This window comes from Variovorax sp. P4_D9, from assembly GCF_056401695.1.
Genome location: NZ_JBFUIU010000013.1, coordinates 1 through 18675 on the forward strand (window position 1 = coordinate 1; position 18675 = coordinate 18675).

The 18675-nt window shown below is 64.4% G+C and carries 15 protein-coding genes and 6 pseudogenes; 8 read left to right on the forward strand and 13 right to left on the reverse strand.

What is annotated here, in order from left to right:
• Window positions 1–385 precede the first annotated feature (385 nt).
• On the reverse strand, window positions 386–1315 hold the full coding sequence (locus AC1DY5_RS02795) for an NAD(P)H-binding protein (protein WP_478108229.1): 930 nt from the start codon (window positions 1313–1315) through the stop codon (window positions 386–388).
• Between the two features lie 261 nt (window positions 1316–1576).
• On the opposite strand from AC1DY5_RS02795, the pseudogene AC1DY5_RS02800 reads away from it, so the two are divergent.
• Window positions 1577–3057, forward strand: a pseudogene (locus AC1DY5_RS02800) (aspartate ammonia-lyase).
• 236 nt (window positions 3058–3293) lie between these two features.
• On the opposite strand, the gene AC1DY5_RS02805 reads toward AC1DY5_RS02800, so the two are convergent.
• A complete protein-coding gene (locus tag AC1DY5_RS02805; protein WP_478108230.1) occupies window positions 3294–3539 on the reverse strand; it encodes a hypothetical protein in 246 nt (81 codons plus the stop codon).
• A 625-nt stretch (window positions 3540–4164) separates the two neighbouring features.
• Window positions 4165–4631 (reverse strand): annotated as a pseudogene (locus AC1DY5_RS02810) (winged helix-turn-helix transcriptional regulator).
• Between the two features lie 129 nt (window positions 4632–4760).
• Here AC1DY5_RS02810 and AC1DY5_RS02815 point away from each other — a divergent pair.
• The 5 genes and pseudogenes from AC1DY5_RS02815 (at window position 4761) to AC1DY5_RS02835 (ending at window position 9017) form a co-directional block, all read left to right on the forward strand.
• Window positions 4761–6058 (forward strand): annotated as a pseudogene (locus AC1DY5_RS02815) (D-amino acid dehydrogenase).
• Window positions 6055–7218, forward strand: a complete 1164-nt coding sequence (gene alr, locus AC1DY5_RS02820) for an alanine racemase (RefSeq protein WP_478108232.1) — start codon at window positions 6055–6057, stop codon at window positions 7216–7218. Before AC1DY5_RS02815 ends, alr begins: the two are co-directional and overlap by 4 nt.
• A 77-nt stretch (window positions 7219–7295) precedes the next feature.
• Window positions 7296–7430, forward strand: a pseudogene (locus tag AC1DY5_RS02825) (HAD family hydrolase); the annotation flags it as partial.
• Between the two features lie 39 nt (window positions 7431–7469).
• Window positions 7470–8648 carry an amidohydrolase gene (locus tag AC1DY5_RS02830; RefSeq protein ID WP_478108234.1) on the forward strand — a complete coding sequence of 393 codons (1179 nt, stop codon included), beginning with the start codon at window positions 7470–7472 and terminating at the stop codon, window positions 8646–8648.
• Window positions 8649–8792: 144 nt separating this feature from the next.
• Complete coding sequence (locus tag AC1DY5_RS02835; protein ID WP_478108293.1) at window positions 8793–9017, forward strand: cupin domain-containing protein; 225 nt, start codon at window positions 8793–8795, stop codon at window positions 9015–9017.
• Between the two features lie 69 nt (window positions 9018–9086).
• Here AC1DY5_RS02835 and AC1DY5_RS02840 read toward each other — a convergent pair whose 3' ends face one another.
• The 3 genes and pseudogenes from AC1DY5_RS02840 to AC1DY5_RS02850 form a co-directional block, all read right to left on the reverse strand.
• Window positions 9087–10067, reverse strand: a complete 981-nt coding sequence (locus AC1DY5_RS02840; RefSeq protein ID WP_478108236.1) for a threonine ammonia-lyase — start codon at window positions 10065–10067, stop codon at window positions 9087–9089.
• Window positions 10064–11059 (reverse strand): ornithine cyclodeaminase family protein, encoded by a 996-nt coding sequence (locus AC1DY5_RS02845; protein ID WP_478108238.1) that lies wholly within the window; start codon window positions 11057–11059, stop codon window positions 10064–10066. The genes AC1DY5_RS02840 and AC1DY5_RS02845 overlap by 4 nt, the downstream gene beginning before the upstream one ends.
• Before the next feature lie 260 nt (window positions 11060–11319).
• Window positions 11320–11442 (reverse strand): annotated as a pseudogene (locus AC1DY5_RS02850) (Lrp/AsnC family transcriptional regulator); the annotation flags it as partial.
• A 124-nt stretch (window positions 11443–11566) separates the two neighbouring features.
• Here AC1DY5_RS02850 and AC1DY5_RS02855 point away from each other — a divergent pair.
• On the forward strand, window positions 11567–11749 hold the full coding sequence (locus AC1DY5_RS02855; RefSeq protein WP_478108240.1) for a hypothetical protein: 183 nt from the start codon (window positions 11567–11569) through the stop codon (window positions 11747–11749).
• 376 nt (window positions 11750–12125) lie between these two features.
• On the opposite strand, the gene AC1DY5_RS02860 is transcribed toward AC1DY5_RS02855, so the two are convergent.
• A complete protein-coding gene (locus AC1DY5_RS02860) occupies window positions 12126–12269 on the reverse strand; it encodes a hypothetical protein (protein ID WP_478108298.1) in 144 nt (47 codons plus the stop codon).
• Between AC1DY5_RS02860 and AC1DY5_RS02865 the strand changes: the two genes are divergently transcribed.
• Window positions 12241–12780, forward strand: a complete 540-nt coding sequence (locus AC1DY5_RS02865; RefSeq protein WP_478108295.1) for a class II aldolase/adducin family protein — start codon at window positions 12241–12243, stop codon at window positions 12778–12780. The genes AC1DY5_RS02860 and AC1DY5_RS02865 overlap by 29 nt on opposite strands.
• Window positions 12781–12885: 105 nt before the next feature.
• Here AC1DY5_RS02865 and AC1DY5_RS02870 read toward each other — a convergent pair whose 3' ends face one another.
• The 6 genes and pseudogenes from AC1DY5_RS02870 to otnK all read right to left on the reverse strand — a co-directional run bounded on the left by AC1DY5_RS02870 (window position 12886) and on the right by otnK (window position 18675).
• Entirely contained in the window at window positions 12886–13434 is a 549-nt protein-coding gene (locus AC1DY5_RS02870) for an Lrp/AsnC family transcriptional regulator (RefSeq protein WP_478108242.1), read from the reverse strand.
• Window positions 13435–13512: 78 nt separating this feature from the next.
• The gene (locus tag AC1DY5_RS02875; protein ID WP_478108244.1) at window positions 13513–14865 is read right to left on the reverse strand and encodes an aspartate aminotransferase family protein; all 1353 of its coding nucleotides are present in this window, start codon (window positions 14863–14865) and stop codon (window positions 13513–13515) included.
• Window positions 14862–15902, reverse strand: a complete 1041-nt coding sequence (locus AC1DY5_RS02880; RefSeq protein WP_478108246.1) for a phosphotransferase — start codon at window positions 15900–15902, stop codon at window positions 14862–14864. Before AC1DY5_RS02880 ends, AC1DY5_RS02875 begins: the two co-directional genes overlap by 4 nt.
• A complete protein-coding gene (locus AC1DY5_RS02885) occupies window positions 15899–16564 on the reverse strand; it encodes a haloacid dehalogenase type II (protein ID WP_478108249.1) in 666 nt (221 codons plus the stop codon). The genes AC1DY5_RS02880 and AC1DY5_RS02885 overlap by 4 nt, the downstream gene beginning before the upstream one ends.
• Window positions 16565–16738: 174 nt before the next feature.
• Window positions 16739–17422, reverse strand: a pseudogene (locus tag AC1DY5_RS02890) (class II aldolase/adducin family protein).
• The gene (gene otnK, locus AC1DY5_RS02895) at window positions 17419–18675 is read right to left on the reverse strand and encodes a 3-oxo-tetronate kinase (protein WP_478108251.1); all 1257 of its coding nucleotides are present in this window, start codon (window positions 18673–18675) and stop codon (window positions 17419–17421) included. The pseudogene AC1DY5_RS02890 and the gene otnK overlap by 4 nt, the downstream one beginning before the upstream one ends.

Below are 18675 nucleotides of genomic sequence, written 5' to 3' on the forward strand. Positions count from 1 at the left end.
TAGCTGCACAGTGGCGAGCTCGAGCGTTGCATGGAGAACGAGACGCCAATGGTCGGGCTCATGAACTGGAGCGCGAACTGCGCCGAAGAAGCGGAGCCCTATCCACGCTCGGGGCGGACCTACGCGCCCCACGCCGAATTGCAGGACCTTGGTGGGCGTTCTGGCGCAAGTAGTCCGCCCGCCCAAGCGTTTCCGACATGGCACTTTCGGCCAAGGGCCGCCTTTCAGAAGCGTCTGCTCTGGGGAACCTCACGGCATGAGGTCGAGTGAGCTATTGAGCTTCATCGGAGACCGCAGCTCTCGTCGCCCCTAGAGTCTGTGCAAGCGATCGCCTGACCCTGTGGCGCTGACGACTGGCTCAGTGGGTCGGACCTATTGGATCCCTTCAGGCCGACAGATCGTAAGCGGACGCATTGCGCCGCACGAACTCGCGAAGGCTCATTGCCGGGGTGTCCGTCAGCTTCAGCATGTCGTCCGAAGCGCGGTCGAAGCGGTTCTGGCGGTTGAGCTCCCCCAATGCCGTCAGATGGTCGATCAGGTGCAGGGGCAGGCCCCAATTGACCAACCTCTCGCGCCAGGGCCCGGGTGCGATGTCTTCGTAGGTGATCGTGCGGCCCAGGGCTTCGGAGAACTCGGCCGCGTAGTAAGTCATCGTCTCCGAGTGCGGCCCGGCCAGGTTGTAGATGTGGCCGATGTGCGGTGCGGGATTTGTCAGGATGGCGGCCACCGCGCGCGCCACGTCCTCGGCGCAGATCGGCGACGTCTTGCCATCGCCCATGGGCAGCGAAATCACGTTGGAACGCTTGAGCAAAGGAGCGCACATCTGCCGGAAGAATCCCTCCATGAACATGGTGGGGCGCACGTGCACGACTGGCAGGCCGGACCAGTTCAGCGCCTGCTCGGCCAGCCAGTGCAGCTTGTGCTGCGGGCTGGGCGTCGTCTCGGTGATGCTCATTTGCGAGACCGTCATCTGCGACATGTTCACGAAGGCCTTGACGCCGTGATGGCGCGCGACCGCCGCCGCATTGACGGTCGCTTCGAGGTAGGAAGCCGACACCGACATGCCGAAGTAGACGCGCTCGCAGCCCTCGACCGCGGCGTGCATGGACTTCAGGTCGAGCAGGTCTCCCACGATGACTTCCGCGCCCAGCACGGCCAGCGCCTCGGCGCGCTCGTCCTGCCGGCGCACCATCGCTCTCACGCGATGGCCTTCGTCGAGCAGCAGTTTCGTCAGCGTTCGGCCGATGCCGCCGACGTTGCCTGCGGCGCCGGTGATGAGAATGGGCCCGGCCTGGGGGATGTGTGCAGCGTGCATGATGGACTCCTTGTGTTGCGTGCTGAGGGATGGGGGAATCGAGAGAGCGGGGAACTGCAGCGTCGACATCAGGCCTGTGCCGCGGCCGCCGCTGACGTTCGCTGAGCCTGCTAGTCGGAATGCACCGTTGGGCAATCCGAGCGCCAGATGGCCAAGAGCGAGGCAATGCACATACTCGCCGACGGGTGGGCAGCCTCTTCGTATTTTTTCACACTCCCTTGACGACAGCTGTCCTCTAATCCCATCCCTCGAAAGTCACTGATGAATGAATTGAACTCCCGCCTGGAGACCGACTTCCTCGGCTCAAAGCATATTCCGTCGCATGCTTACTGGGGCGTGCACACGGCCCGCGCCGTGGACAACTTCCCGATCACGGGCCAGACCGTCTCTCAGATGCCGGAATTGGTTCGGGCATTGGCGCATGTCAAGAAAGCTGCTGCCGCCGCCAACGCCCGGCTCGGTGTCATCGATGCGTCCAGGGCCGCGGCCATAAACGACGCCTGCGACGATCTAATAGCCGGTCAGCTGCACGACCAGTTCGTTGTTGACGTGATCCAAGGTGGAGCGGGCACATCGACCAACATGAATGCCAACGAGGTGATCGCGAACCGTGCCCTCGAGCATATGGGCGCGAATCCAGGCTCCTACGACCTGATCCATCCCAACGATCATGTAAACGCTTCGCAAAGCACAAACGACGTGTACCCCACGACGCTGCGACTGGCCGCTTGGAACGGTATCGAGCAACTTCTCGCCGCAATGGCCAACCTGCGTGCGTCGTTCGAGCGCAAGGCCGAAGAGTTTCGCGCGGTACTCAAGATTGGCCGAACCCAGTTGCAGGACGCCGTTCCAATGACGCTGGGCCAAGAATTCGCGACCTTCGCGATCATGATCGGCGAAGACGAGGCCCGCCTGCGCGAAGCTAGGGATTTGATCACCGAGGTCAACCTGGGCGCCACCGCGATCGGCACGGGTATCAATGCCCCGGCGGGCTACAGTGAAATCGTGATTCCCCTGCTGGCCGAGTTCAGCGGCATTCCGGTCGTGCGCGCGGCCAACCTGGTCGAGGCGACGCAGGACACCGGTGCGTTTGTCCAGCTGTCAGGGGTGCTCAAGCGCGTCGCCTGCAAGTTGTCAAAGGTATGCAACGATCTGCGCCTGCTGTCGTCCGGTCCGCAAGCCGGCTTCGGCGACATACACCTGCCGGCGCGCCAGGCCGGCTCGTCGATCATGCCCGGCAAGGTCAACCCGGTTATTCCCGAAGTGGTGAACCAGGTCGCGTTCGAGGTGATCGGCAACGATCTGATGATCACGATGGCATCCGAGGCCGGTCAACTGCAACTCAATGCCTTCGAGCCGATCATGGGTGGGCGCTGTTCAAAAGCACCAAGCATCTCGCAAACGCCTGCAAGACGCTCCAGGTCAACTGCGTGGAGGGCATCCAAGCCARCCATTTGATTCTCTCCAAGCGGGTGGCAGAGTCGGTGACCCTCGTCACGGCCCTGAATCCGATCATCGGCTACGAGAAGGCCGCCAAGATCGCCAAGTCGGCACTGGCCACCGGCAACACTATCGCCGCCACGGCCGAGCAACTGGGGATCATGAGCTCCGCGGAAATGACCGCATTGCTCGTCCCGGAGAACCTGACGCAGCCAATCCGGCTTGTGACCCTGACCGTTGAGAAAGCCGGCGAGGCCCTTGTTGAAGTCCGCCCTGTCGTCAACTTGAGCAGCAGGTCATAGCGGCTTGCAGAATCAAGGGGCTTCCAGGATTCAGGAGGCGGTTCACGCTTCGCATCCTGGATGAGGTTGGATCGCGCTTGAATCGAAAGGCGTCTTTGGATTGCGAAGCCGACGCGGGTCGTTTTGGTGGCATCTGAACACTGTGGCAATGTGATTAGCAGAGTTCTTGCCGCAGCGCAGCTTCGCGGCGCAACTCTTTCGACCGCAGCGAGCCGAACAGCTGCGCTGTAGAGCAGTTACTGAGCGGGAATTGTGGAATCGCGCGGACAGATGACTGGGAATGCGTAGTCGCGTCCCATCAGAGCGCGGGCAAACAGGTAGGTGCTTCGCGCGCGGTCGCCGAGTGAGTCGAGATCGACGCGCCCGGCGGCGTCGCAGGGAAAGGTCAGGCACTGCATGCTTTCCGTAATCGGAAGGAAGCGCAGCTCACGGTTGAAGCTCATGCAAGGGGCTGCGTTCACGGTGTGATGCTGGGATGCCATGATGTCTCTCCGTAGAGTTTTCTCTTTGAGAAGAATAGGCGCAGCTTCGCGGTGACCGATGCTGTTGTGAGCGCTGCAGCAGCAGATCGTTGGGGATCGAAGTGCCTTTTCAACAGGAGATAGTCACAGATGTGCGAGGCGAATGCCGGAGCATCAGAGGTCTAGTTCGAGCTGGCCACGATGCTGCGTTTGGCGCCAGAATCGCCGGCCTGTGGCGCAGGCTATGGACAGGAGAGCGTGGTGGCGGCCGCGGCCGAGCAGATGCGCCGGCTGCGCTATGCCACGGGTTACTTGGCGGTTTCAAGTCTGAGGCGCAACAGGTTGAGTCAGTGGATTGAAGCTCGCAGTTGGTTAGACGAGCCGAGTTCGGGGAACACCTCCAGGGGCGCGTCCCATGCGTGCGTAGCGCGAGGGCGGTTGTTCATGCTGTCGGCGATCCCATCGAGCTCGTCCTGGCTGAACAGGTCGTTCCAGCATGCTCATCGTGACAGTTGCCGCGTTCGATGCCATGGCCGCTCCCCCACACCCCAGGAGTGCGGATGAATTGTCAGAAAGAGGCCGGGGCAACAACCCGGAAGCCGCCCGATCAGCAATTTCCGCAGCTCGACCGAGAAGACGCTCGAATTCAGCGGTCGGTGCGCAGCAGTAGCGATTCCTTGAGTTCTTCCATCACCACATAGCTATTGGACTGTGCGGTCACCGGCAGCTTCTTCAGGATGTCGCCCAGCAGACTGCGGTATTCCTCCATGCCGCTCAGGCGCGCCTTGACAAGGTAGTCGAAGGTGCCTGAGACCAGATGGCACTCCTGCACGTCGGGAACATGCAGCAGTTCCTTGCGCACCTTGTCGAAGACTTCGCCCGATTTGGCCGCCAGCGTGATCTCGACGAACACCAGCAGCTTCTTGCCCAGCGCATTCGGTGCCACACGCGCGTGGTATCCCGTGATCACGCCCTCGCGCTCCATGCGCTTGACCCGTTCCGAGCAGGGAGAAGTGGACAGGCCGATCTGTTGGGCGAGTTCGGTCATCGCGATGCGCCGTTTCGCTGAAGGATGTCGAGGATTTTGCGGTCGGTTCGATCGAGGGCGGGCATTTCACTTTGGGCGTGGCGTGAGGCAGGGGGTTGGCAGTGATATTCGCTGCAAATGTGCTCAAGATCAATCAAATGCATTGGTTCCCAGCGAATAAATTTGGCGAATCACTCTCCACTCTTAAATCTGCCATGAAAGTCATTGTCCTGGGCGGCGGCGTCATCGGAACGAGCACCGCCTACTATCTCGCCAAGTCCGGTCCGAGGTCACATTGCTCGATCGCCAACCTGGGCCAGCGCTGGAGACCAGTTTCGCCAACGCTGGTCAGGTGTCTCCGGGCTACTCCACGCCTTGGGCCGCCCCCGGCATTCCGCTGAAGGCGATCAAGTGGATGTTCCAGAAGCATTCACCATTGGCGATCCGGCTCGATGGCAGTCTGTTTCAACTGCAGTGGATGGCCAGGATGCTGCGCAACTGCTCACCCGAGCGATATGCGATCAACAAGGAACGCATGATGCGCGTCGCCGAATACAGTCGCGAGTGCCTTCAGCAGCTGCGCGCAGACACGGGCATTGAGTACGAGCAGCGCACCGGGGGAACGCTTCAACTGTTCCGCACTCAGGCACAGCTCGACGCGGTCCAGCGCGATATCGCCGTGCTGCAGGAATGCAACGTAGCCTACGAGCTGCTCAACGCAGACCAGCTTGCCTTGATTGAACCCAGCCTGGCCCAGGCGCGCAAACGGCTCGCCGGCGGGCTGCGTTTGCCAAAGGACGAAACCGGTGATTGCCATCGCTTCACCAACGAACTGTGGGATCGCGCGCGCGCCCTCGGGGTCGAGTTTCGCTTCGACCAGACAGTGGATGGCCTCGTAACCGAAGGCGGGCGAGTCGTTGGCGTCCGCGCCGGTGGGACGCTATTGAAGGCCGATCGCTTCGTGCTCGCCTTCGGCAGCTACTCACGCAGTTTTCTGCGGCCGCTCGGTCTGGATCTACCCGTGTATCCCGTGAAAGGCTACTCGCTCACTGTCCCATTGGTCGATCCGGCCTTTGCACCTCAGTCGACGGTCCTCGACGAAACCTACAAGATCGCGGTCACGCGATTGGATGACCGCATCCGGGTCGGCGGTATGGCGGAACTCGGTGGCTTCGATCTGCGGCTAAACCCGCGCCGTCGCGCCACGCTGGAACTGGTCGTCAACGATCTGTTCCCGGGAGGCGACTTGGCCCGTGCCACCTTCTGGACCGGCCTGCGACCGATGACGCCGGACAGCACGCCGGTGATCGGCGCGACGAAGTACCCGAACCTGTTCCTCAACACCGGGCACGGCACGCTGGGCTGGACCATGGCTTGCGGATCGGCCAAGCTGATCTCGGACATGGTGATGGGTCAGCGCACGGATATCAGCGCCGTCGGGTTTGGCATCGATCGCTACACGCCGAGCTCCGCGCGTGGTCGCTTGACACGGCCCGCCGGCGCAATCACATGACACGACCATCGCGCGCCCGCGTCAACCTGGACGCGCTGCGTCACAACTACTCACTGGCACGCCGCATGCACGGCGGACGCGCGCTTGCCGTAATCAAGGCCAATGCATATGGACATGGCGCTGTGCGCTGCGCACAGGCGCTGCTGGATCACGCCGACGGCTTCGCTGTGGCGTTTGTCGAGGAAGCGGCGGCATTGCGGGCGGCGGGGATTGAAGGCCCCATCCTGGTGCTCGAGGGGTTGTTCGACGCCGGCGAACTGAAGGCAGCACGAACTCTGAATCTATGGATCGTCGTGCACCAAGAAGCCCAGCTTCGCATGATCGAGAACGACCGCGCTTCCGGCCATCTGGAAGTCTGGCTGAAAGCCGACTCTGGCATGGGTAGGGCCGGGTTTGCACTCGCCGACATGCCGAGCGCCTATGCTCGACTGCAAGCGAGCGGCAGGGTGTCGAACATCACGCTCATGACGCATTTCGCCAGGGCCGACGAGCCAGGCAGCGATGCGACATCCCGGCAAGTGGCGGCGTTCGATGCCGCAACGGCAGCGTTGCCAGGGGATCACAGTCTGAGCAATTCGGCCGGCATCCTCCAATGGCCCTCGGCGCGGCGCGACTGGGCCCGGCCTGGCATCCTGTTGTACGGCGCAAATCCCGTGCCGCAGCGAGGGGCAGGGGAGGGGGGCGATGAGCAATTGCGCCCCGTGATGACTCTCGAAAGCGAAGTCTTCGCAGTTCGCACGCTCCAATCGGGCGACGCCCTGGGATACGGCGGAGGCTTCGTCGCGACGGAACCGACGAGGATCGGGCTGGTCGCGATCGGTTATGCCGATGGCTATCCACGCCTTGCGACGACTGGCACGCCCGTAGCAGTCGACGGCACGATCACCCGCGTGGTTGGCCGCGTCTCGATGGACATGCTGACCATCGATCTGAGCAACCATCCTGGATCCGGGATCGGAAGCCGCGTCGAACTGTGGGGCCGGCACGTGCCCGTCAATGAAGTGGCCCGTCGTGCAGGCACGATCTCCTACGAGTTGCTCTGCAACGTGAAACGAGTGCCCATTATTTATGAGACGGGCATAGACAAGGCATGGGGCCGTTCCGCTGCCAAAGAAGATGCTGGTAACGCGTCAATAACGAAACGCCGTGCCGCAGCGTAGACCCAATTCGGTACCGACCTGCGAGGCGCGCACTTATGCTCAAGTTCACTCTCATGCGCTATTTCTGGAGATTTTGCATGTCCGTGCTGGATTTCAAGGACTTCACTATCGACGTGGTTGGCACGCTGATCGATTTCGAGGGCGACATGCTCGCCTGCCTGCGCTCAGCCGTGGCTAAGGCTGGCGAAACGGATGAGTACTTCCTCGCCGCCTAACCGCCATTCGCGTGCCGACGCGGTCGAGGCCCGCGGTTGAGCCCGGACGCGATCGCCGCGCCGGTCGCAGACCTGCTGCCCGAACTGGTCGCGCTGCGCCGCGACCTGCACGCACATCCGGAGCTCGCCTTCGAGGAGCGGCGCACCGCCGGCGTGGCGGCCCAGGCGCTGCGCCTGATCGGCCTCGAAGTCCATGAAGGGCTGGGCGGCACCGGCGTGGTCGGCACGCTGCGCTGCGGCAGCGGTGCGCGAAGCGTGGGCCTGCGCGCCGACATGGACGCCCTGCCCATGGTCGAGCTGGGGCGCACCGCCCACGCCAGCCGCACGCAAGGCGTTCACCACGGCTGCGGGCACGACGGCCACACCAGCATGCTGATCGGCGCCGCGCGTCAGCTGACACGCACGCGGTGCTTCGACGGCACGGTGCACTTCATCTTCCAGCCGGCAGAGGAAGGCAAGGGAGGCCCGCGCGCCATGATCGAGGACGGCCTGTTCGATCGCTTCCCCTGCGACAGCGTCTACGCGCTGCACAACTGGCCCGACCTACCGCTGGGCCGGGCGCAGACGCGGCTCGGGCCGATCATGGCGGCGGCCGACCGCTTCGACATCGTGCTGCGCGGCCGCGGCGGCCACGCGGCACAGCCGCACCACACGCCCGACGCCATCCTCGCCGCGAGCCAGCTCGTCGCGCAGCTGCACACCATCGTCTCGCGACGCATCGATCCGGGCGAATCGGCGGTGCTCTCGGTCACGCGCATCGAAGGCGGGCACAGCCACAACGTGCTGCCGGCGGAGGTTTCGATCACGGGCACCGTGCGCAGCTTCGACCTCGCTTCGCAAGACCGCATCGAGGCCGCGCTGCGTGCCACCGTCGACGGCGTGGCGCTGGCGAGCGGCGTCCAGGCCGAGGTGCGCTACGTGCGCTACTACCCCGCCACCCTCAACACGCCCGAAGAAGCGGCGCTCGCGATCGCCGCGGCTCAAGCCGTCGGCCTGCAGGCCGACATGGCGCCGCGCGCGGCCTTCACCTCGGAAGACTTCGCCTTCATGCTGCAGCGCGTTCCGGGCGCCTACTTGTGGCTGGGCCAGGGCCGCGCCGACCCGGGGCCGGACGGGGAGCGCGCACTGCACCACCCCTGCTACGACTTCAACGACGACGCGCTGCCGCTGGGCGTGCGCTGGCTGTGCGAAGTCGCCGAGCGCGCGCTGGCGTGATGAGGCCTTCTTCGGCCTCCACACCCGACCCTGAGCATCACCGCACTACGCCAATCTGCCGCCATCGCCGGCCTCCAAGACCAGGGCACGCCTGCGGGTCCGCACAGCCAACCGTCCTGCCGCCTGCGCGGCATCGACGTCGAACTGCCGGGCGCCGGCGACAACAAGAGCGGTATCCGGGAATGCGGGCCCGGGCGCTTCGCGCGTCCGTTGCCCAACGCCGAGGTCATGCACATCCGTGCAGGGGTCTGCAGCTTCACGCCGACCGGCGGCGAAGCGCTTCAGATTCGAGCAGCCGACACCTTGCTCTTTCCGGCGCACACCACGGGCGAATGGCATGTGCGCGAGCCGCGCTTCATGTGGTTGTGAAGCGGGTCTCGGCAAATGATGCTTTGGCGGCGTTGCCTTCCCATTGCGGGCACCCCAACTCGAGAGCGATCAATTGCCGCGTTGAAAGACTTCGGCAAGATCGCACAGATCCCAGTTGCCGCCTGTCAACACCACACAGACCTTTTCCTTCGGCGTCACCTTGAGTCCTTTCGCCAGCAGCGCGCCAATGCCGATCGAGGCAGCCGGCTCTGCGATCAGCTTGGCGTCCTTGGCCAGCATGCGCATGCCCTCGATGATGTGTTCGTCCTCCACCAGCACGATCTCGTCGACGTACCTTTCGATGATTGGGTAGGGGTTCTGGCCCGGCACACTGATGCGCAAACCGTCGGCAATCGTGTTCTTCAGCGGCAGAGAGGTGCGCTCGTTGTTGATGCGGCTATGGAAGTACTTGGGGGTCAGCGCTGGTTCCGCGCCCACCACACGTACGGAGGGTTTGGTTTCCTTGATGGCGGTGGCAATGCCGGAGATGAGACCCCCGCCGCCCATGGGGATGATGACAGTGTCAACGTCGGCCAGGTCTTCCAGGATTTCGCAGCCAATGGTTCCCTGGCCCGCCATGACCATGGGGTCCTCGAATGCGTGCACTACGGCGTAGTGGTTTTCTGCCGCGATCTCGTAAACCCGCTTCCATCGCGCCGCGGTGTCGCCGTCGAACAGAATCACCTCCGCGCCGAGCGCCCGGGTGTTCTCCACCTTGATTTTCGGGGTGGTGACGGGCACCACCAGAAGCGCTTTGACACCCAGCATCCGCGCCGCGTAGGCCAGCCCCTGGGCATGGTTGCCTGAAGAAGTGGCGATGATGCCGTTGGCAATGGCCTCGCGGGGCAGCGACAAGGCCTTGTTCAGCGCGCCGCGGATCTTGAAGGCCCCGGTGATCTGCAGCATCTCGGGTTTGAGGTACACCTCGCACCCGAGGGTGGTCTCCATCTTCTCGGCACGCAGCAGGGGCGTGCGCCGGATGTGGGCTTTCAGTCGTTCCTGCGCTTGGTGGATGTCGCGAAGGGTTGGGTGCTCAAGCAGGGGCGTCATGATCGAATGAACTCAAAAGCCGTACCGGTGTTGCTGGCGATGGCGTTGCGATAGATCAGGTTCGACGTCGTGTTGTCCTGGATGGCCATGCCCGTCGAGTCGAAGATCGTGATCTCGTCGTCGGACTCGCGCCCCGGCTTCTTGCCCAGCAAGATCTCGCCAATCTCGGCGTGGATGTCGTGCTTGCTGATGATGTTGTTGTGCAGCGGGTGCCAGGTCTCGCCTTTCTCGACGCATTGCGCGATCGAATCGTTGACGATCCTGGCGTTCCTGAAGATCTCCGGCTCCAGTTCCTGCTTGCCTTGCGTGTCCGTGCCGATGGCGACGATATGCGTGCCGGGTCGCACCCAGGCGGCTTCCACCAGTGAGCCTTTGCCGCGCGTGGTGGTGACGAGAATGTCTGCCTGTTCCACTGCGTCTTGTTTGGAGCGGGCCATCACCACGGGGATGCCGAACTCGCGCTCGATGTCGGCCTTGTATTGGGCGAGAGTCTGGGGTTGGTGGTCCCACGCATGGATGGTTTCGATCGTCATCACCTCCCGGATCGCGCGGATCTGCATCCGGGCCTGATTGCCGGTCCCGATGGAGGTGATGGTCTTCGCGTTCTTGCGGGCCAGCGCCTTGACCGACACCGCTCCGGCGGCGCCTGTTCTCAGGCCGGTGATGAGGCTGCCGTCCATCACGCAAATGAGCGCACAGGTTCTGGCGTCGAACAGGAGGATGGTTCCCATGCCGCTGGGCACGCCGTGCTCGGTGGGATTGTTCGGGAATCCCCCGGATGAGGCCTTCATCGAGATGACCTCGTTGGCCTCGCAGTATCCCAATTTGAAGTCGATTTCGCCCCGGGGTGGCGGGAGGTGGATGCATGTATAGGCCGGTTGAATCACCTGGCCGCTGTTGAAGGCCTTGTACGCCTCCTCCACCGTTCCGATGACTTCCTTCATGGAAATGAGGCTTCCTACATCCTGTTTGTTCAGCAACAGTGTCTTCATCGGTGTGATCTCTCTATGAATCAAGGGCTCGGGCGGACTGCTCTCGGTGGCCGCGCACGGTCGGCCAGCAGGACCATCGGCGTGCCCAGCCGCGTTCCGGCGCCGTGATCGTGCTGACAAGACTACATGCGCGCCGCCGCAGCGTGATGCTGCAATTCGGGCTCGATGCCGAGCTTCGTGTTGTTTTCAAGCGGGCCCTGGCAGATGATGCTTTTGCAATGCGAGCCTGCCCACTTCGGCCCAGAGGCCGCGTGACAGCATCAAGCCGCGCGCTCGGGGAAGAGCTTCTCGATCGGGCCATGCGTCTTGACGAACGGCGACTTGATGACGGTGTAGATGAAGTACGTCTCGATGCCGATATTGCGCTCCAGCAGCCCTTGGACCACGACGCGAGGATTTCTTTCGCTTCGAGGCCGCGATCCGCGACGTGCCCGCGGTGAACACGGTCAGCGTGTCGCCCAACAGCACGTGACCGGCTGCTGCTGGCGCACAAATTGGAGCCCATCAATGAAGGGAACGACCGACCTCAACATGGTCAATGCGTACATCCCCGGCCGCGTCGACGCGAGCCCGACCACCGCCGCGATGATCGCGCGCCGCGACGCCTTGCTCGGCCCCGCCTACCGCCTGATGTACGACCGGCCGCTGGACATAGTGCGTCGCGAAGGCGCCTGGCTSATCGACCCGTAGGGGCGACGCTATCTCGACGCAACAACGTCACGTCGCTCGGGCATTGCCACCCGGCGGTGACCGGGGCGATCTGCCGGCAGGTGCAGACCATGGCCACCAATACGCGCTACCTGCACGATTCGACTCTCGAGCGGCAGAGCGCCTGCTCGCGAGCGTGTCGCAAACGGGCTGGCTCACCTGATGTTGACCTCCACGGGCAGTGAGGCAAACGACCTCGCCTATCGCATTGYGAAGGGTCCGCGCCGGTGGCACCCGCGTGATCGTGGCCGACACCGCGTATCACGGATCACCGACACCGCTCTCGAAATTTTCGCCCTCGCTGGGTGCGACCGTCGATCGGGCCAGCATGTGCGAGTGGTACCGACTCGCGCCTGTATCACGCCGAGGGTGCAGTCCTTAGCCGAGCGCTTCGGGTGTAGGTGCGGTTCTCGAGGTAACGCGCGGCGTGCCATTCGGAGATCTGCGCCGTGATGAAGTGGCGCGTCGCCTCAATGAGCGCGACCTCGCTCGACGAAGCCACCGCGCGTTCCCAGATCTGCCGCGTCCGCCGAAGCTTGTTCGATCGGGGCTACGTGCACGCGACGGCTGGCAACATCATCAGCGCGCGCCTGGCCGACGGCTTCCTGATCACCCCCGACGGATGCGTGCCTCGGTTCCTTGGACGCAGACCGGCTGGTTCGGCTGGACGCCGACGGACGCCAAATCGCAGGCGACCGTGCCAGCAAGACGATCACGCTGCACCAGCGCAGGTTGGCCGCATTCCGCACATTCCCTACCGACGCCCCGGCGCCGATSAGGCCGCCGMGRCGGTGGCGCAGGCCGTTGCGCGCAACGCCGCCGACGCCCAGCAACTGCGTTCCGTGATGCTGGCGCGCTTGGGTCCGAACGTCTGGCACGACACCCCGGCAGCCGCGATGGCGGTGCTCGAGGAAATCGAGGAGACCGCGCGGCTTTGGCTGCTGACGCGGCTGACACCACGTGACGAGGCGCAGATCGCCGAACTGTGCTGCGTGTTCGGCGCGATGTGGTAGCCGGTGCATCAGCTACTCGCGCAGTGCCCATTGGGAAACCTCGGCCAGCGGGCCGGCAAGGCGGCGACCGTGCATCTCTTGGCGCAGCGGCGCTCGGCGCCGGAATCAACGTGGGTTATTCGAAGTCTCGTGCCTATGGTTCACCGAGTGTGACCCGATGCCGCCGCGCGGCTCTGCGATGAGGCTAAGCGGATAGATGCGCTTGTTGGATGACTGTCGCAATACGATCCGGTTCGTGAACTTCTCGATGCCGATATCGCTTTGCAGCAGGCTCTCCATCAGCTTCTGAAAAAAGGCAACACTCGGCACCACGATGTTCAACAAGTAGTCGTAGCCACCGCTGACGTTGTACCACTCGACGATTTCGCGGTGCTGACCCACAACCTCTTCGAACTTGCGAAAGTCTTTGTGCCGATGGCTGCTGATGGTCACCTCGGAAAAGACGATCACGCACGTGCCCAGCTTCTCCAGCGCGATGTCAGCGCCATAGCCGCGAATCACCCCGATTTCCTGCAGCCGCTTCGTCCGCACGAGGCACGGACTCTGGCTCAGGCCGACGGCATCAGCCAACTCGACATTCGAACAGCGACCCTCGCGCTGAAGGTGCGCAAGGATCTTGAGGTCGAACTTGTCGAGTGAGACTGCCGAAGACATGGGTGAATCGTAGCGCCCAGTGTCGATGTGCCGCCAGAACCTGTTCACACGACCCGACACCAAGGCTGGACGCCGTGGCTAGTCAGCGCGAGCCCTCTGCGCTTCACGCAGGGATTCGTCGACCGCCTGAATGACGAGACCCGCCTGATCCGCTGACAGCACAAGCGGCGGTCGGATCTTGAGCACGTTGTGTCCCATCGCGCAGGCGCTGATCAGCACGCCCTTGTCGCGCATCCGATTGACCACCTGGCTCGTGAGGCTGCGATCGGGCGTTCGCGCTGCGCGATCGGAGACGAGTTCGACCCCGACGAACATGCCCGCGCCGCGCACGTCGCCGATGGCCTCGTGCCGGCCGGCCAGAGCGGCGATGCCGTCGCGCAGGATCTTCCCGACCGTGGCAGCGTGCTGCACTAGCCGGTCGCGCTCGATCGTGTCGATGACTGCCAATGCGGCCGCGCACGAGACGGTATTTCCTGCAAAGGTGTTGAAATAGCGCGAGCTCTTGCCGAACTCCGCCAGCGCGTCAGCGGTCGCCAGCAATCCGGCAATCGGTTGACCGTTGCCCATCGGCTTGCCCATCGTCACGATGTCGGGCAGCACGCCATGGCGCTGAAAACCCCAAAGGTGCTCGCCGGTCCGGCCGAAACCGGGCTGGACCTCGTCGGCAATGAACAGCCCGCCTGCCCGCTTGATTGCATCGACTGCGCCCTTCAGGAAACCCTCTGGGCCGGGAAGGATGCCGTCGCTGGTGAACAGCGAATCAACAATCAGCGCGGCCGGCTTGATGCCATGACGGCGCAGGTCCGCGATCGCCGCCTCGACGTCGCGTGTGAAGCGCTCGGACAGGTCGGCGCCTTCGGCGTGATAGAGGCGTGGCGCCGGAACCAGGCGCACGTGCTCGCCGAGATCGACGGTCACGCCCAGTGAGGGCGAGAATTTCGACACCGCGTCGGTGATGCCGTGATAAGCCGTGTCGGTCACGATCACGCCGGTGCCACCGGTGCGGACCTTCGCAATGCGATAGGCGAGGTCGTTGGCCTCGCTGCCGGTGCAGGTCAGCATCAGGTGGGCAAGCTCGGTCTCCGGCACGCTCGCAAGCAGGCGTTCCGCCAGTTCGAGAATCGTGTCGTGGAGATAGCGCGTATTGGTCGCCAGCGTCTGTACCTGCCGACAGATCGCCTCGGTCACCGCCGGATGGCAATGTCCGAGCGACGTGACGTTGTTGTAGGCGTCGAGGTAGCGGCGCCCTTCCGGGTCGATSAGCCAGGCGCCTTCGCCTCGCACGATGTGAAGCGGCCGCTCGTACATCAGGCGGTAAGCCGGGCCGAGCAAGGCGTCGCGGCGCGCGATCATCGCGGCGGTGGCCGGGCTCACGTCGGCGCGGCCCGGGATATAGGCGTTGACCATGTTGAGGTCGGTCGTGCTCTTCATTGATGGGCTCCAGTGTGCAGGCTCGCCAGCAGGCGGTCACGTGCGGTGTTGCGGGACAGGTCCGCCATCTGGGACAGCGCCTCCCATGCTGCGGGGTTGTGACGCATGATGTAGGCGCGGTTCTCGGGGTAGCGCGCGGCGCGCCATTCGGAGATCAGCACCGTGATGAGGTGGCGCGTTGCCATGAGATCGGCGACGACCTCCTGTTCGGCGTCGGTCAGCGGCAAGGCGGCGTGATAGGCGGCCACGAACTGGGCCGGCCCGTCGAATGGATCAGCGCTGCCGGCCATGTGGAAGGCGGCGGCTGTTGCGACTTCGCCGACGAGCGGCGCGTGCACCATGTCGCCGAAATCGATGACCCCCACGATGCGCGAATGATCGTCGGGTGCGACCAGCACGTTGTAGAGGTGGTAGTCGTTGTGGATCACCTGCGACCGTAGCGCCGCCAGGCGCGGCAGCACGTGTTCGGTGAAGCGCGTCATGAACGCTTGGGCGAGAACGCGGCGGTTCTCATCGACGATGCCGTCGAGCTTTTCGGCCAGCCGGTGTGCCGTTGCGACGTTCCACAGCAGGTCGTGCGCGGCGCCCGGATGCGCAAAACCGTGCAGTGCGCGGTTCAACTCAGCAAGTCCTGTCCCCATGGCCCGACGCTGCGCGGCGGTGCGCACGGTCTCGCGAATCTGGATGCCGTCCAGGTAGGTCAGCATCCGCACGCGTGTGGGGAGGCCCTCAGGTAGCGCTATGTTGCCGTGCGTGYGTCCTTCCAGTGTCCGCACGACGCGCGGCACCGGCTGGTCCGGCGACACGCGGGCAATGTGGTCGAGCGCCGCGATCTGGAAGTCGACGACCGAGGCCGGCTCGGATGGATTGCTGATCTTGAAGACGTAGCGACAGCCGTCCGACGCCTGCACCAGACAGTTCTGGTCACGTTCGCCCGCCAGYGGCCGGGTGGAACCCTCGATGCCGTAGAGGCGATGGACCAATGCCTCCACCGCCGCGGGCGCGAGGTCTGGCGCGGTGGTGCTCAACGCGGTCATAGGCTGAGCAGGCCGGGAAGCTGACGGACGTCGGTCAAGCGGCTGACACCGTAGCCCTCGCGAGCCGGCTCATGCGCACGATCGATGTATGCCTTGGCCATGAAGCCCAGGTCGGAGGCCGTCATCAGGTCGTACCGGAAGCTCGACGAGACATGCATCATCTGGTCCGGCGGGCATCCGAGCTGGTCGAACATGTACTCGAAGGTCTGGAAGCGCGGCTTGTACGCGCGTGCTTCCTCGGCGGTGTAGACGGCGTGAAACTTTGCCTTGAGATGGGCGACGCTCGCCGGGATCAGGTCGACCATCGAGTTCGAGAGGATCACCAGGGGGACGTGCGGTGCGATCGCCTCCAGAACCTCGACGACGTTCGGATGCGGTTGCCACGTTGGGATGGCGTCGTACAGCGCTGCGGCGTCCGACGGCCTGTAGTCCACGCCGTGCGCCTTGCAGGCGCGCCGGATCGAGTTCTCCACGACGTCGAAAAAGGGCTTCCACTCGCCCATGACTTCGTCCAGGCGATAGGCCCGAAAGCTGTCCAGGAAGGCAGGCATCCGATCGGTCGGGACGCGGTCCTTGAACAAGACGTTCGCGGTCGGACCCATCTCGAAGTTGATGAGGGTGCCGTAGCAGTCGAAACTGATGAATTTGGGTTTGAAGGTCATCGACAAGTCCACTGGTTGGGGTGGCTATAAGTCTATGAATCCGGCGGCTGAGGAAATGCCGCATTCATGTGTGACGCAAGTGGAATCCATTTCAATCGCGACGCTTGCCGAAACTTTGCTTGGTCCTGACTCGCGGCGCCGCTTGCGCAGTGCCTGCTGGAAATCAACCTCCGGCTACCACTTGGCGCCGAACACGCTGCGGAGTTCGGCAAGCTGCGCCTCATCCAGCGGAGTAGGCTCGCGCCAGCAGCCAAAGCCGCGCGGTCTCCTCGAGTTCCTCGAGCACCGCCATCGCGGCGGCCGGGTTGTCGTGCCAGATGTTCCGGCCCAGGCGCGCCAGCATCACGGCACGCGTTGCCGGCTGTCGGCAGCATGGCGCGTTATGGCCTGCGCCACCGCCTCGGCGGCCTGATCGGCGCCGGGGCGTCGGTAGGGATGTGCGGGACGCGGCCGACCTTCATCACGAAGTACGGCGTGGCAGCAAGTCCGCTTCTCCATCCAAGCTTCCCTTCGCTTCGAATGCCTTCAAAGAGYACGCGACCAGCGAGGTGCTGTGCGTGTGGATCACCGACCCGGCCGGTTGTCCACTCGCGGCAGTGACCGCATGGATGCACCGGTGCGGCGCGACCGTCTTGCTGGCCAAGTCGCCAGCGACCTGGCGCCCATCTGCGTCCAGCCGGGCCAGCCGGGCTGTGTCCAGGGAACGGAGGCAGTCGTCCGTCGGAGTGATCAGGAAGACGTCGGCCAAACGCGCGCTGATGTTGCCGCCCTCGCGTGCACGTAGCCGCGATCGAAGCTGCGGCCGATGCGGCAGATCTCCGAACGCGCGGTGGCTTCGTCGAGCAGCCTTGCACTCATGCCGCCAGCGCCCGCAAAGCCTTGCGGAAGAAGTCGGGGGTGCCGAAGTTGCCCGACTTGAGCGTGACGTGCAGGCCGTCCGGCGCAAGCGGCGACGCGGTGTGACACCATGGCACGCCAGGATCGATCTGCTGACCGATCAGCAGGCGCGAGATCCCCAGGGCCTGCACGCAGGCGCCCGACGTCTCACCGCCGGCCACGACGAGCTGGCGCACGCCTTGCTCCACCAGGCCGCAGGCGATGCGGGCGATCGTGCGCTCGACCATCGCGCCGGCTTCCTCAACGCCCACGCGCGCCTGGATGGCCTGGACCGCCTCCGGCGGGGCTGTGGAGTACACCAGCACCGGGCCATCAGCCAGCCGCAGCCCGGCCCAGGCGAGCGCCTCGCCGACAACGTCCTCGCCCGCCGCGATGCGCAGCGGCTCCAGTGCCAGCGCGGCGCCGCCGGAGCCCATGAACTCGGCCACCTGCGCGTTGGTGGCAGTGGAACAGCTGCCCGACACGATGGCCTGCCGCCCGCGCGCCGGTGGCAGCATTGCGGACTGCACCGACGGCCTGATGCCGAAGTTGGCCGGCAGCCCGAGTGCCACACCCGAACCCCCCGTGACCAGCGGCAGGTCGCGCAGCGCAAGGCCCAGGCAGAGCAGGTCGTCGTTGGACACGGCATCGACGATGGCGATGCCGACGCCGTCGGCCTGCAACTCGGCGATGCGCGCGCGGATCGCCGCTTCGCCCGCGGCGACGCTGCGGTGGTCGACCAGGCCCGCACGCCGCTGTGTCTGTGCCTGCAGCACGCGCACGAGGTTGGCGTCGGTCATCGGCGTGAGCGGATGGTTGCGCATGCCGCTTTCACTGAGCAGCACGTCGCCGACGAACAGGTGGCCCTTGAAAACGGTGCGCTGGTTGTCCGGGAATGCCGGCGTGGCGATGGTGAAGTCGCAGCCCAGCGCCTCCGTCACCGGGCCGATGTTGCCCGCGGGCGTGCTGTCGAAGGTGGAACAGTACTTGAGGTAGATCTGCCGCGCCCCCTGCGCCTGCAGCCAGCGCAGCGCTTGCAACGATTGCGCCACAGCCTCCGCTGGCGCGATGGTGCGCGACTTGAGCGCCACCACCACCGCATCGACTTCGCTGTCCAGGGGCCCAGCCGGCACGCCGATGGTCTGCACCACGCGCATGCCGGCGCGCACCAGGTTGTTGGCCAGGTCGGTGGCGCCGGTGAAGTCGTCGGCGATGCAGCCGAGCAGGATGGTCAT

Coding starts and splice junctions, on each gene's coding strand:
- AC1DY5_RS02840 (WP_478108236.1), bottom strand. CDS start 10,067: ATGACGCCCCTGCTTGAGCACCCAACCCTTCGCGACATCCACCAAGCG.
- AC1DY5_RS02795 (WP_478108229.1), bottom strand. CDS start 1,315: ATGCACGCTGCACACATCCCCCAGGCCGGGCCCATTCTCATCACCGGC.
- AC1DY5_RS02870 (WP_478108242.1), bottom strand. CDS start 13,434: ATGTCTTCGGCAGTCTCACTCGACAAGTTCGACCTCAAGATCCTTGCG.
- AC1DY5_RS02885 (WP_478108249.1), bottom strand. CDS start 16,564: ATGACCTTCAAACCCAAATTCATCAGTTTCGACTGCTACGGCACCCTC.
- alr (WP_478108232.1), top strand. CDS start 6,055: ATGACACGACCATCGCGCGCCCGCGTCAACCTGGACGCGCTGCGTCAC.
- AC1DY5_RS02805 (WP_478108230.1), bottom strand. CDS start 3,539: ATGGCATCCCAGCATCACACCGTGAACGCAGCCCCTTGCATGAGCTTC.
- otnK (WP_478108251.1), bottom strand. CDS start 18,675: ATGACCATCCTGCTCGGCTGCATCGCCGACGACTTCACCGGCGCCACC.
- AC1DY5_RS02845 (WP_478108238.1), bottom strand. CDS start 11,059: ATGAAGACACTGTTGCTGAACAAACAGGATGTAGGAAGCCTCATTTCC.